The following is a 12,727-nucleotide window of genomic DNA, read 5'->3' as shown; positions in this document are numbered from 1 at the left end:
GGCCTTTGGATCAATGCACGTTCTTGCGCTGGCGCACACATTCCTGGGCTTGAGCGGTCAGCTCATCCAGCCGCTCATCGCGCATCTGCTCCGCTTCGATCATCGCATCCTCACCCTGCTGGTTAAGCAGATAGGTGTGAATCTGCAGCACTTCAGCCGTCTGATAAATCGGCGCAATGTCCAGGCGCCCGATCAGCGCACCACTGGGCTGGCCGGTACTGCTCATCAGCACCTGCGGGCCGTTGGCGGCCACCACTTGCATGCCCATCGCCTCGAACCACGGCACCTGGTTGGCAAAGGCGTTCAGCTCTACGCAGGCATGGCGTGAGCGCAGGTCGCCCAGCAGAGCACGGGCGATGCCCTGGCGGCGATGGCTGGCGCACACGGCCAGAAAGGCCAATGCACAGGCCTGCCCATCGTCCTGGGCTGGCAGCGACAGCGCAAAGCCCAGCAATTGGTCCGGTGCTTCGGCATCCAGCGCCAGGGTAAGCGCCACGGCCAGACCGCGGGTGCCGTCCAGCGCTTGCAGGTACTGGTGGACTTCCATGCCGACGCCGTACTGGTACAGCGGGTACAGCGGGTTGTCGACGGCGATGGCGACACTGCTCAAATCGCCGACATTGTGAATGACCAGCTCGCGGATCTGGTTCTGGAAAGATTCGGGCGGCACGCTGTCGAGGCGGCTCAGGATGAACATCTGGGGGCTCCGGCGGATGAGAATACGACCCGCGCTGTGTTGGCGCGGGTTGTACAGTCTAACCGTTTTTGCCGTATCAGCCGTGTGCCTGTAAGGCACCGAGCATCAGGTCGAGGTTTTGCACGGCAGCACCAGAGGCACCTTTGCCCAGGTTGTCGAACACTGCGGTGAGCAGTACCTGGCCATGCTCGGGGTTGGCGTACAGCGCCAGGCGCAGGTCATTGCTGCCGTTCAATGCCTCGGGGTCGAGGTTTGCCGCAGCACCGCACTGATGCAGAGGCATCACCTGAACATGGCGGGCACCCTGGTAATGCTGTTCCAGGCAGGCTTGCAAATGCTCGGCGCTGACCTGTCCAGGCAACAGGCGAAGTTGCAGCGGAATGCTCAGCACGATGCCTTGGCGGTAGGCGCCATAGCCGGGCATGAACATCGGCCGCGCCGACAACCCCGCGTGCTGCTGGATCTCCGGTACGTGCTTGTGCGCCAGCTCCAGGCCATACAGCTGTAGCGCCGGGGCTTTGGCGGCGCCGGGCTGTTCATGCCGCTCGACCGCCGCGCGACCACCGCCGGAATAGCCAGACACGGCGTGGATGTTCAGGGGGTAGTCCGCAGGCAGCAAGCCGGCCTTGACCAGTGGGTGCAGCAGCGCGATGGCGCCGGTGGGATAGCAGCCGGGGTTGCTGACACGCGTGCTTTGCGCGATGCGCTCGGCTTGCTGATGGTCAAGCTCCGGCAGGCCATACACCCAGCCTGGTGTGGTGCGGTGCGCCGAGCTGGCGTCGATCACCCGCACCTGTGGGTTGTGGATTGCGGCCACGGCCTCGCGGGCGGCGTCGTCGGGGAGGCACAGCAGGGCAATGTCGGCGCTGTTGATCGCTTCGCAGCGGCGTTGCGGGTCCTTGCGCTCGGCCTCGGGGAGGGTCAGCAGGCGAAGATCGCTCCGGCCCTGCAGGCGGGCATGGATCTGCAGGCCTGTGGTGCCTTGGTCGCCGTCGATGAAAACAACAGGGGTGTGCATGCTCGGGGTCCGGTTGGGGAAAGATAGCCTATGCTCGCCCGTAGCGTTGGTAATGAAAATTTGAATATGATGACCGATACATTCAGGTTTTCTGAATGATTTTTGAAACACGTGGTGAACCTGTGGGTTTACTCGAAAAAGGGCCTGCACTGACAATTGCGCGAAATCAGCCTCGACCGCCTCCGCACATTGGTGGTCATCACCGACCTGGGCTCCTTTGCCGAGGCCGCCCGCCAGCTTAACCTGGCGCCGCCCACCATCAGCTTGCACGTGGCCGAGCTGGAGGCGCGTATCGGCGCCCCGTTGCTCACCCGCACCCGCGGCCAGGTGCGGCCTACCGTCATCGGTGAAACACTGCTGGGGCGCGCCCGACGCCTGCTGGCGGACGCTGACTTGGCGCTGGACGAAGTACGCCGGCAGGTCGCAGGTTTGACCGGGCGTGTGCGCCTGGGCGCCTCCACCGGTGCCATCGCCCATTTGCTGCCGCAGGCGCTGGCGCGCCTGCGTGTGGAGCACCCGGGGATCGATGTGCAGGTTCAGGTGCTGACCTCCCAGGCATCGCTCGCGCGCTTGCGTGAGGGCACACTGGATATCGGCCTTGTGGCCTTGCCGCAGGTAGCCGGCAAAGGGCTGACGGTTACCCCCTGGCGGCGCGACCCGATCCTGGCGTATGTGCCGGCCGACTGGCAGCCGCCGGCCAGGATCACCCCGGCCTGGCTGGCGCAACGGGCGTTGATCCTGAATGACAGCACCACCCAGCTGTCGCGGGTTACCGGCGAATGGTTTGCAGCGGCGGGGTTGTACCCCGAACCGCGGATCGAGCTGAACTACAACGATGCGATCAAGAGCCTGGTCGGCGCCGGGTACGGGGCGACATTGTTGCCGCAGGAGGGGGAGGCGACCGAACTGGACCGGCGCATTGCCCGCCGACCGCTGCGGCCGGGGTTGTGGCGGCAGTTGGGTATTGCGTGTCGGGAAGGGCAGGTGGAGCGGGCCACGGGGTATGTGCTGGAGGCGCTGGAACGGTTGCGGTAGGGGCAGCTTCCGCTGCTGCAAGACCTGTGGCAGGCCGGCACGTTCCAGCCCCGACGCCTTGCCTAACTCAGAACCAGCGATCGTTCTTCTTGCGCCCACGGGTCAGTGCCGGCAGGATCAGCCCCGCCAGCAAGCCTGCACCGGCAATGCTGCCGCCATACACCATGTAGCGCATCATCACCTGCTTGTTCTCATCCCCCAGGCGGGCCTGGGTATCGCGCAGGTCCGACTGGCTCTGATCGAGCTGCTCGTTCAGTGCCTTGTTGCGCGCCTCCAGCTCGTCAATCAGCTGCTTGCGCGAATCAAGCGTTTCCTGCATGCCCTGTACGCGGTTTTTCCAGCTGTCGTCGATGGTCTTCAACTGCCCGGTCAGTTCGGCGACCTGGGCATCGAGCAATGGCAGGCGCTCGTTCTGCCCGGGCACTGTCTGCAGGTCGTTGCTGAGGATCCACACCACATCGCCGTTCTGCCCGCGCACCTGGCTGTAATTGCCCTGGCTGCCGAGCAGGGTCAGCTTCTGCCCGGACTTGAGCGTGCCGACAATGCGGTGCCCGTCGGTCGGGCCGCTGCGCACGTAGGTGCTCAGGCTGTCACTGACCCAGCGTGCGTCGCTGGCAGGCTCTTCGGCGTACACGGGTGCGACAAGACTCACCAAGGCGGCAATCAGGCCGATGCGCAGGGCAGGGAGGGCGGAAGCATTTGGGCGGGAATTGGGCATGTTGGGTCTTCGCTGAAACAGGACAAAAAGTAGGCCCGGTGACTGGGCCGATGAACCGGTCGGTGAGTTGACCGTCAGCGAAAGACCGTTTTTTTGTCAGCAGGTTCACTACCTGATGTCGGAAATGTCTGCAGAACCGGTACGCCGGGGCTATGAGGCTAGACTCAAGGCTCACCTTCGATCTTGGAGCAAGACCATGACTGCCAAGAACACCATCTGCCTGTGGTACGACCACGATGCCGAAGAGGCGGCGAACTTCTACGCCCGAACTTTCCCCGATAGCCGGGTTGTCGCTGTGCACCAGGCACCCGCCGATTACCCTTCAGGCAAGCAGGGCGATGTGATCACCGTGGAATTCACGGTAATGGGTATCCCTTGCGTGGGCCTCAATGGTGGCTCGGCCTTCAAGCACTGTGAGGCGTTTTCGTTCCAGGTCAGTACCGCGGACCAGGCAGAGACCGACCGCTTGTGGGATGCCATTGTCGGTAACGACGGCGAGACCAGCGTTTGCGGCTGGTGCAAGGACAAATGGGGGATTTCGTGGCAGATCACTCCACGCATCCTCATCGAAGCCATCGGCCACCCCGACCGTGCGGCGGCCAAGCGTGCGTTCGAGGCCATGATGCAGATGGGCAAGATCGATGTGGCCAAGATAGCGGCGGCGTTGAAAGGTTGAAGCAGATCCATGTTTCAGCAGGCGCGGTCTCGCATCGCGAACGGGCTGCTTAGCAGCCCGTGGTTTTCGGGTTGACGCCGTCAGTTGCTGGTTACTTCGGCCTCTGCCGCTGTCTTGGCCGATGCCTTCTTCTCCTGCACCACAATGTAGAACTCCTCCCCATGCTTCACCGCGCCATACAGTACGGCCTTCTCGATCAGCTCGTTGCCGCGCAGGTGGCGCAGCATCATCGGGTCCTTGCGCAGGTCGCGGTACAGCGCCAGGCATAGCAGCACCATCACCACCACGAATGGCAAGGCCACGACGATGGTCAGGTTCTGCAGCCCGGTCAGCGCCTCGCCAGGGTTACCTGGATCGCCGATCGCCAGCATGATGGCCGCCACCGTACCGGTCAGCGTCCCCCAGAAAATCACTGTGCGTCGCGATGGCGCTGTGGTGCCGTGTTCCGACAGCGTACCCATCACCAGCGAGGCGGCGTCGGCACCCGAAACGAAAAAGATGCCCACCAGGATCATCACCAGCACCGACGTTGCCGAGGCCAGCGGGTAGCTGTCCAGCAACTGGTACAGCGCGTGGTTACTGTTGACCGCACCGTTGGCCAGCTGGAAGGCGCCCTCGCGCACGGCCTCGATGGCGGCGCCACCGAAGATGGTGAACCACACCAGGCTGACCAGGCTTGGCACCAACAGCACCCCGGTAACGAACTGGCGAATGGTGCGACCGCGGCTGATGCGGGCGATGAACATGCCCACGAAAGGCGTCCAGGAGATCCACCAGGCCCAATAGAACACGGTCCAGCCGGCCAGCCAGCTGTTCATCTGTTCGCCGCCGCTGGCGTTGGTGCGGGCCATCATTTCCGGCAGCATCTTGATGTAGATGCCGAGCGAGGTCGGCAACAGATTGAGCATCAGCAGCGTCGGCCCGACCATGAACACGAACACCGCCAGCACCAGTGCCAGCACCATGTTGGTGTTGGACAGCCACTGGATACCCTTGCCGATGCCCGACACCGCCGAGGTCACGAAGGCAATGGTCAGCAGGGTGATGATCGAGATGTAGAACAGTTTACCGGGGCTTTCGATCCAGCCGTTGTATTCCAGGCCGCCGGCAATCTGCAGCGCCCCTAGGCCCAGCGAGGCGGCCGAGCCGAACAGCGTGGCGAAGATCGCCATCATGTCGATCAGGCGGCCGAGAGGGCCGTTTGCGTGCTTGCCGATCAGCGGCCGGAAGGCGGCGGAAATCAGCTGCGAGCGGCCACGGCGGAAGGTGCCGTAGGCGATTACCAGGCCGACGATGGCGTACATGGCCCAAGGGTGCAGGGTCCAGTGGAACAAAGTGGTGGCCATTGCCACCTGCATCGCTTCGCTGGTCTGCCCGCTGGCCGAGCCGGGCGGCGGCGATATGTAGTGCGACAGCGGCTCGGCCACGCCGAAGAACATCAGGCCGATGCCCATGCCGGCGCTGAACATCATCGCGACCCAGGACACCGTGCGGAACTCTGGCTGTTCGCCATCGCGGCCCAGCGGCACCCGCCCGTAACGGCTGGCGGCCAGCCACAGCACGAACACCACGAAGAGGGAGGAAGTGAGCACGAAGAACCAGCCGAAATTGAGAATGACCCAGGATTGCGCGCTGGAGGCGCTGCTGGCCAGGCTGGCCTGGTTGAGGAAGCCCCAGAGCACGAAGGCGATGGCCAGAAGGCTGGTGAAACCAAAGACGATCCAGTCAAGCTTGCCCTCGAAATGTCGATCCTGGCGGGCTTCTGCGGTTTTCGAGGGGTCTGTGACGCCAAGATCGAGTGTTTCGGGGATGTGTTCCTTTGCCATGTATGATGAGGCCCCATTTGTGTATTGCCTGGACGCGCAGGCTTGTTGTGTGGGCTGCCGAGCACGATGACGGCCTCGGCGGGGTGGATTGCTGGCGGGATTATCCTGCGCAGCAGATAGCGGCTCATGTCCCCATAACGCCATGGGGCGTCCATTGCGCGACTTGGCAAATACTTTTAGTTCTGGGGGCAATGGCCCTTTCTGCCTCGGCTTCTGGTACCCTGATGGGCATAACCCGGGACCGCACATACGAGCATCGTAGAAGCGCTGCTGCTTGCGGGCCTGGCCGCACCAGGAAACGGAGATTCGTCATAATGGCCACTGACCGTGTGAGCCTGATTCATTTCGATAAATTGAGCATGAGCCCTGCCGCTGCCGATCGGTTCCAGAAAGCCCTCGACGCGCTGGAAGCGCTCAAGCTGCAGGACCGTTACGTGTATCTCATCGCTCCTTATCTGGGTGATATCGCTGACGCCTCCGACGCCGAGCAACTGGCAACAGCCCTGGAGCAGGGCTTGCGCGTGGTCGAAGAGTTGCTGGCAGCCAGGTCGGTAACCAAGGTCAAGGCCGAGGAAGTGCGCCAGGTGTTCCACAGCGCAGGCGAACGTGCGCGGGCAGAACTGCCTGGCTGAGCAGTGGCATGGCCAAAGACATCGACAACCCCTGCGTCTCGTTATGCCAGCTCAACAGCGAACTGTGCGTGGGCTGCGGCCGTACCCGTGACGAAATCCGCAAGTGGCGGGGCATGAAGCGGCCCGAGAAAATGGCCACTGTGCAGCGTGCGGCGACGCGAATGAAGGCTATCGCCAAAAAGGCGGCCAAGCGGCAGAATGCCGGCTGAACCTGCGTGCAATTGACGCAGCCTTTCCTGTTTGTCTGACGAGCCTGAAAATGGATTCTCACTCGCTGTTCGCGTTTACCCTGGTCGCCGCCATCGCGATCGCCAGCCCCGGCCCTGCCACCTTGATGGCTATCAACAACAGCCTTGCCCATGGCCAGCGCAGCGCGATCTGGTCGTCGCTGGGCAATGGCACGGGTCTGTTCTGTCTGTCGGCAGCGGCCATGCTGGGGCTAGGCGCACTGTTGGCCAGTTCTGAAGTACTTTTCAATGCCGTGAAGATCCTGGGGGCGGGCTATCTGTTCTACCTGGGGGCGCGCCAACTGCTGAAGAAGAGCCCGATGCTGGAGCAGGGTGCCGCAGAGCGTTCAGCCAAGGTGCGGCCCACGCCGCTGAAACTGTTCAAATCGGCCTTTCTCACTGCAGTGACCAACCCGAAGGCGACCATGTTCTTTACTGCACTGTTCCCGCAGTTCATCGACCAAGGGGCTGCGCTGTTGCCGCAGTTCCTGACCTTGACCGGGATTTTCGTGGCCTTGTCGCTCACTTCGCTAAGCGCGTATGCCGCCCTGGCTGCGCGGGCCAAGGGGGTGCTGACCCGGCCGTCGCTGTCGCGCTGGGTGAACAGGGTGGTGGGCACCACCTTTATCGGTTTTGGCGCGGCGATCCTGGCGATGCGACGGCAGGGTGCCTGAAAAGCCCAGGTTGTCGCCGGCCGTGCAGGCGCTCACTGTCTGTCCTTCGGCAGATTTATCAACGGGACGATGAAAGGCTCGTCTGCGGGTTGCTGATGGTCCAGACTGTCTACAGCGCGCAGATGATAGCTGCAGGCGACCACGGCAGGTGGCAGCCTTTGGCCACTACGCCGGATCGCCGGGTGTTTCATGTGCCGAGGGTCGTAGATGATCGAGCGTTGCTTCCGCCACGTCTTGCTCCTGATGTGCCTGTCACTGCTGCCCCTGGCTGCAACAGCGGATGATGCATGCCTACGGCTGACCGCCACAGGCAACCCGGAATACCCCCCGTACCTGTGGCGCGACCCGCTGAACCCTCAACGACTGATCGGTGCCAATGCCGACCTGCTCAAATACCTGGGCAAGCAGCTGGGGCTGGACATAGAGGTGGTTTATGCCGGGCCGTGGTCGCGAGCCCAGGAAGAAGTGCGCACCGGCCGGATCGACTTGATGGCCGGGTATTTCCTGACCGAAGCGCGCCGGCAGCACGTGGACTTCATTGCCCCGCCGTTTTTGCGCACGCCCAGCGTAATCTGGGTGCGCCAGGACAATGCCTTTGCCTACCAGCAATGGGCCGACCTCAAAGGCCGCAAGGGTGGCACTCTGGTCAACAACAGCCACGGCCAACAGTTCGATGAATACGCCCAGGCCAATCTCACCCTCGAAGCGGTGCCCACTGCCAGGCAGGCGTTCGAGAAGCTGATGCACAAGCGCAGCGATTACGTGGTGTACGAGCAGTATCCTGGCATGGCGCTGGCGCGCACATTGGGCATCGCAGCCACTGTGCAGGTTTTGCTGCCACCGGTGTCCAGCGAAGGGTTGTACCTGGCAATCTCACATGAGTCGCCTTGCAACCGGCCACTGCTGCGTGAGGCGCTGGCGCGGGAGATGGCGAAGATCGTTGGCGGGGCCTTGCCCGAGCAGTGGTTGAAACAGAATCTGGAGCGGTGGCAGTGACAGAGTGGCTCATGCGCTGCGCGGTCTTTGTTGGGGGCAGCCTCGCGTCGGTACATGTGCCACTCCAATTCAACGCATATGCAAGATGATGGGGCTGCTGCTAGCCGGGTCGGTATGCCCACGCAGCTTGCCTACTGCCTGCGCATCCACCGCACCCCCCTGGTTGCCCCAGGCCGTACGCACAAAGCTGAGCACGTCGGCAATCTCCTGATCACTCAACTGCTCGCGCAAAGCCGGCATGCGATAGGCGTCCGGCACCCCTGCAGCCACCACCCGCTGCGAACCATTGAGCGTGATATTGATTGCCGAGGCGCTCTCCTTGGCCAGTGCTGAAGTCGCCCCGGCCAAGGGCGGCATCCATTCGGCCTGGCCCTTGCCGTCCAGGCCATGGCACGACGCACAGCGTGTCACGTAGGTGCGCGCTCCCGGGCTGTCCAGCCGTGTCGCTGGCGATTCGGCCTGGTATTGCCATGGCGCGCCGTCCCGTTGGGGGTCGCCGGGCAGCGACTTCAGGTAGTGAGCGATGGCAGCCAGGTCGTCATCGTGCATGAATTGCGTGGAGTTGTTGAACGCCTCGGTCATCGAACCATATACCACTGCATGCCGGTTGCGCCCGGTCTTCAGGAACTGCGCGATCTCTGCCTCGCTCCAGCGTCCCAGCCCGGTGTTGTGGTCGGCGCGCAGGCTGGGTGCATACCAGCCGTCGAGCAGTGCGCCGGACAGGAACGGCTTGCCGCTGTCATCCAGCGCCTTTTCATTGAAGGCCAGGCCACGTGGCGTATGGCAACTGCCGCAGTGTCCGGGGCCCTGGACGATATAGGCGCCACGGTTCCACTGTGCATCCTGCCCGGCCTGGGCGGTGTAAGGCGTGGTGGCGGCGAACAGGCCGTTCCATAAGGCGATGGGCCAGCGCAGGTTCAGCGGCCAGGGGATGTCGCTGCCCAGGTTGGCCTGCCGCGCCGGTTGCACGCCGTGCATGAAGAACGCATACAGCGCCTTGACATCATCATCGCTGAGCTTGGCGTAGGACGGGTAAGGCATAGCCGGGTACAGCCGTCGGCCACCCGGCGCGACACCCTGGCGCACGGCGCGGTCGAAGTCAGCCAGGGTATAGTTACCGATACCGCTGTCGCGGTCGGGGGTGATGTTGGTGGCGTGGATTGCCCCCAGCGGGGTGGCCATTTCCAGCCCGCCGGCGAACGGTTTGCCATCCGGCAGGCTATGGCAGGCCACGCAGTCACTGAGCCGGGCTACGTATTCGCCGCGGCTGACCAACGCTGGGTCGGCAGCAGTGGCCTGTGCGTCGGCAAACGGCGATGCGGGTTCACGGGTGACATACCAGGCCAGCAGGCCTGCCGCGACCAGGCACGGCAGCGCCAGCCAGCCAGCGGTTCTTGCGAAACGATGGGTCATGAGGCGTCCCTTGTGCGATCAGCTGAAGGTGTGGCGGCTCAATGGCAAACTGCGCACGCGCTGGCCAGTGAGCTGCGCGACCGCATTGGCCACCGCCGGGGCCACGGCGGGCAGCGGTGGTTCGCCGATGCCGCCCATCTTCGCCCCGCTTTCGATGATGCGCACATGCACCCGGGCCATGCGCGAAGGCGGCAGGATCGGGTACAGGTCATAATTGCGTGCGCGCGGCTTGCCATCCACGTACACCGCTTCTTCCACCAGCGTCTGCGACAGGCCCAGGGCGACGGCGCCGTTGACCTGATGCTCGATGATCGCCGGGTTGACGATGCTGCCCGGGTCGATGGCTTGCCAGATGTCGTGCACCCTGACCTGGCCGTTGTCGATCGAAACCTCGGCAATGACCGCAGCCTCCGAGCCGAACGGTGAGGCCATGGCCACGCCGCGTGCGCGCTTGCTGCCATCCTCGGCGGTGAACGGTCCGCGCTTCCAGCCGCCGGACAAGTCGGCCACTGCGTTCAGCAGGTTGGTCAGTCTCGGGTTGTCGCGCAGCAGGTGCAGGCGCAGTTCAAACGGGTCCTTGCCACCTTTGTCAGCCAGTTCGTCCAGGAATGATTCGTAGAAGAAGTCGTTCAGCGAGTTACCTACCGAGCGCCAGTAACCGAGCATGGCCGGGCCTTTGACATAGATCTGGGCAATGCGCTTGTTGGCGATGGCGTAGGACTTGCCTGACAGCCCCTCAAGCGCGGTCGGGTCGATCTTCTCCCCTTGTTTTCCAGCAAGGGCCTCGGTTGGGCCCTCGGTGGCGCTGACCGCTTCGAGCGCCACTGGCATACCGTCTGCGTCCAGCCCGGCGCGGAACTTCACCACTGCCACGGGGCGCAGTACATCGCGCAAGAACTCCTCTTCGCGACTCCAGATAAGCTTCACCGGCCGGCCAACCGCTTTGGCCAGGGCAATGGCCTGCGGGTAAGGGTTGGCAGAGTCGTACAGGAAGTGGCGGCCAAAGAAGCCGCCCAGCAGCGGTGAGTGCAGGTTGATTTGTGCAGGCTCCAGGCCGGTGCGTCTGGCAATGTCGTCACGGAACATGTCCGGGGCCTGGTTGGGCAGCCAGACGTCGAGGCTGCCGTCCGGGTTGAAGCGGGCGAGGGCGGACGGTGGCTCCAGCTGGGCATGGTTCAGGTACTGGTTGTGGTAGCTGGCCTCGACCTTGGTCTTGGCGTTGGCCAAGGCGCCGGCAATATCCCCTTCGTTCTCTTCATCACGGGACGGCCCTTGCACCGTAGCGAGGTGTTCGCGCCAGGCGTCGCTGGAAAAGTCGGCCGGCATCGGTCGCACTTTGCTGTCGGCGGCCGGTTCTTTCCAGTCCACCTGAATCGCCTCCACTGCACGCTTGGCGTGCCACCAGCGCTCGGCGACCACCGCCACGGCGCCTGGCAGCTGATGCACAGAATGTACGCCTTTCATGGCCTTGACCTGGTCTTCGTTGCGCAGGCTGCCAACCGTCATGCCCAGGCGCGGTGCATGCTGCACGGCAGCGTGGAGCATGCCGTCGACCTTGATGTCGATGCAGTACTGGGCCTTGCCGGTGGACTTGTCGTAGGCATCCAGGCGGCGTACGGGCTTTCCAATCCAGCGAAACTGGCTGGGGTCGCGCAGCTTGATGCTGGCCGGGTCGGGCACCGGCAGGTCCATGGCGCGACCGGCCAGCTCACCGTAGGGTACGGAACGTCCGCTCGTGGTATGTACTACGTTACCCGGCGTGGTAGAAAGCTCATCGACCGGTACACCCAGGTGTTCGGCGCCCGCCTGCAGCAGCATGCCCCGGGCGAGCGCGCCCAGGCGGCGCATGGTCGGGTAGCTCATGCGTACCGACATGCTGCCACCGGTGATGCGCATGCCGTTCTCCATCACCACGTAGGCTTCGCCCGGTGGTGCGCTATCGACCACGAAATGGGCCGGGTCGACATCCAGCTCTTCACCCACAATCTGCGCCATGGCGGTGAAAGGGCCTTGTCCGCCTTCCATGAAGGGGCTCAGCAGGCGCACCGTGCCGTCCGGGCGAATCTCCAGAAATACAGGCACCTGGGTGCCGCGTTCCGCAGTTGCAGCAGCGGCTGCTGCTGCCTGCACGCGGGCCGAGCCCATGGGCAGGCCGAAACCTAGCACCAGGGCACCGACTGCGGTGCCGGCAAGAAAGCGCCGACGTGACAGGTTGACCGTTTCGCCCCGCTGCAGCCTGAGCAGTTCGGCGGGTGTATCGACTGGCGTGTTCATCAGGCCTGCTCCCCCTGGGCCAAGTCATGCACGGCGGCATGGATGGCGTTGTAGGTGCCGCAGCGGCACAGGTTGACCATGGCTGCATCGATCTGCGCATCGCTGGGTTTGGGCGTGTGCTTGAGCAGCGCCGTGGCTGCCATTACCTGGCCGGACTGACAATAGCCGCATTGAGCCACCTGGTGCTCGACCCAGGCGGCGACCACCCGTTTGCCGACGGGGTCGGCTTCGATCGCCTCGATGGTGGTGACCTCACGCCCCACCACACCGGCCACCGGGGTAACGCAGGCGCGCACCACATTGCCGTCCACCAGCACCGAACAGGCGCCGCACTGGGCCAAGCCGCAGCCATACTTGGTGCCGGTCAGCCCCAAGTCATCGCGGATTACCCACAGCAGGGGCGTGTCGGCGTCCGCCTCGACCTGATAGGTCTTCTGGTTGATGCGTAGTTCCATGGTTTCACCTGCCCGTCACGGTTGTTGTCGCTGTGTTTTTTCTGCATGGGGAATACGTTGTCCCCCGGTGCAGAAACGCTAGCACA

13 protein-coding genes are annotated in these 12,727 nt (G+C 63.7%); 6 read left to right on the top strand and 7 right to left on the bottom strand.

The genetic code is table 11. The features are described 5' to 3' along the window. Nucleotides 1-10 precede the first annotated feature (10 nt). Entirely contained in the window at nucleotides 11-697 is a 687-nt protein-coding gene (locus C4Q27_RS28640; protein ID WP_064492999.1) for a GNAT family N-acetyltransferase, read from the bottom strand. A 76-nt stretch (nucleotides 698-773) separates the two neighbouring features. Beyond that, nucleotides 774-1,715 (bottom strand): N-acetyl-gamma-glutamyl-phosphate reductase, encoded by a 942-nt coding sequence (gene argC / locus C4Q27_RS28635; protein WP_064492998.1) that lies wholly within the window; start codon nucleotides 1,713-1,715, stop codon nucleotides 774-776. A 156-nt stretch (nucleotides 1,716-1,871) separates the two neighbouring features. On the opposite strand from argC, the gene C4Q27_RS28630 reads away from it, so the two are divergent. After that, nucleotides 1,872-2,750, top strand: a complete 879-nt coding sequence (locus tag C4Q27_RS28630; protein ID WP_014590656.1) for a LysR family transcriptional regulator — start codon at nucleotides 1,872-1,874, stop codon at nucleotides 2,748-2,750. A 67-nt stretch (nucleotides 2,751-2,817) separates the two neighbouring features. Here the strand turns inward: C4Q27_RS28630 and C4Q27_RS28625 are convergent, their stop codons facing one another. Beyond that, nucleotides 2,818-3,468 (bottom strand): TIGR04211 family SH3 domain-containing protein, encoded by a 651-nt coding sequence (locus C4Q27_RS28625; protein ID WP_064492997.1) that lies wholly within the window; start codon nucleotides 3,466-3,468, stop codon nucleotides 2,818-2,820. Nucleotides 3,469-3,664: 196 nt separating this feature from the next. On the opposite strand from C4Q27_RS28625, the gene C4Q27_RS28620 reads away from it, so the two are divergent. Then, nucleotides 3,665-4,144 (top strand): VOC family protein, encoded by a 480-nt coding sequence (locus tag C4Q27_RS28620; RefSeq protein ID WP_104887779.1) that lies wholly within the window; start codon nucleotides 3,665-3,667, stop codon nucleotides 4,142-4,144. Nucleotides 4,145-4,224: 80 nt separating this feature from the next. Here the strand turns inward: C4Q27_RS28620 and C4Q27_RS28615 are convergent, their stop codons facing one another. Continuing rightward, the gene (locus C4Q27_RS28615) at nucleotides 4,225-5,970 is read right to left on the bottom strand and encodes a BCCT family transporter (protein WP_064492996.1); all 1,746 of its coding nucleotides are present in this window, start codon (nucleotides 5,968-5,970) and stop codon (nucleotides 4,225-4,227) included. 314 nt (nucleotides 5,971-6,284) lie between these two features. On the opposite strand from C4Q27_RS28615, the gene C4Q27_RS28610 reads away from it, so the two are divergent. The 4 genes from C4Q27_RS28610 to C4Q27_RS28595 all read left to right on the top strand — a co-directional run bounded on the left by C4Q27_RS28610 (nucleotide 6,285) and on the right by C4Q27_RS28595 (nucleotide 8,499). Continuing rightward, a complete protein-coding gene (locus C4Q27_RS28610; protein WP_003256033.1) occupies nucleotides 6,285-6,602 on the top strand; it encodes a hypothetical protein in 318 nt (105 codons plus the stop codon). A gap of 8 nt (nucleotides 6,603-6,610) precedes the next feature. Continuing rightward, a complete protein-coding gene (locus C4Q27_RS28605) occupies nucleotides 6,611-6,811 on the top strand; it encodes a DUF1289 domain-containing protein (protein WP_064492995.1) in 201 nt (66 codons plus the stop codon). Between the two features lie 50 nt (nucleotides 6,812-6,861). Beyond that, nucleotides 6,862-7,503, top strand: coding sequence for a LysE family translocator (locus C4Q27_RS28600; RefSeq protein ID WP_010954467.1), 642 nt, complete (start codon nucleotides 6,862-6,864; stop codon nucleotides 7,501-7,503). A 207-nt stretch (nucleotides 7,504-7,710) separates the two neighbouring features. Then, nucleotides 7,711-8,499 carry an ABC transporter substrate-binding protein gene (locus C4Q27_RS28595; protein WP_064492994.1) on the top strand — a complete coding sequence of 263 codons (789 nt, stop codon included), beginning with the start codon at nucleotides 7,711-7,713 and terminating at the stop codon, nucleotides 8,497-8,499. A gap of 69 nt (nucleotides 8,500-8,568) precedes the next feature. On the opposite strand, the gene C4Q27_RS28590 is transcribed toward C4Q27_RS28595, so the two are convergent. Genes C4Q27_RS28590 through C4Q27_RS28580 form a run of 3 tightly spaced genes read right to left on the bottom strand, consistent with a single transcriptional unit; the run spans nucleotide 8,569 to nucleotide 12,641 of the window. Then, nucleotides 8,569-9,912: a cytochrome c gene (locus tag C4Q27_RS28590; protein ID WP_104887778.1), complete on the bottom strand. Its 1,344-nt coding sequence runs from the start codon at nucleotides 9,910-9,912 to the stop codon at nucleotides 8,569-8,571. Between the two features lie 18 nt (nucleotides 9,913-9,930). Beyond that, a complete protein-coding gene (locus C4Q27_RS28585; RefSeq protein ID WP_104887777.1) occupies nucleotides 9,931-12,186 on the bottom strand; it encodes a molybdopterin cofactor-binding domain-containing protein in 2,256 nt (751 codons plus the stop codon). Then, nucleotides 12,186-12,641, bottom strand: a complete 456-nt coding sequence (locus C4Q27_RS28580) for a (2Fe-2S)-binding protein (RefSeq protein WP_003256023.1) — start codon at nucleotides 12,639-12,641, stop codon at nucleotides 12,186-12,188. The genes C4Q27_RS28585 and C4Q27_RS28580 overlap by 1 nt, the downstream gene beginning before the upstream one ends. Between the last annotated feature and the right edge of the window lie 86 nt (nucleotides 12,642-12,727).

Origin of the sequence: Pseudomonas sp. SWI36, assembly GCF_002948105.1 — a bacterium.
Classification (GTDB): Bacteria; Pseudomonadota; Gammaproteobacteria; order Pseudomonadales; family Pseudomonadaceae; genus Aquipseudomonas; species Aquipseudomonas alloputida.
Note: the sequence above shows the minus strand (reverse complement) of the source record. Positions and strands in the feature narration are given on the sequence as shown.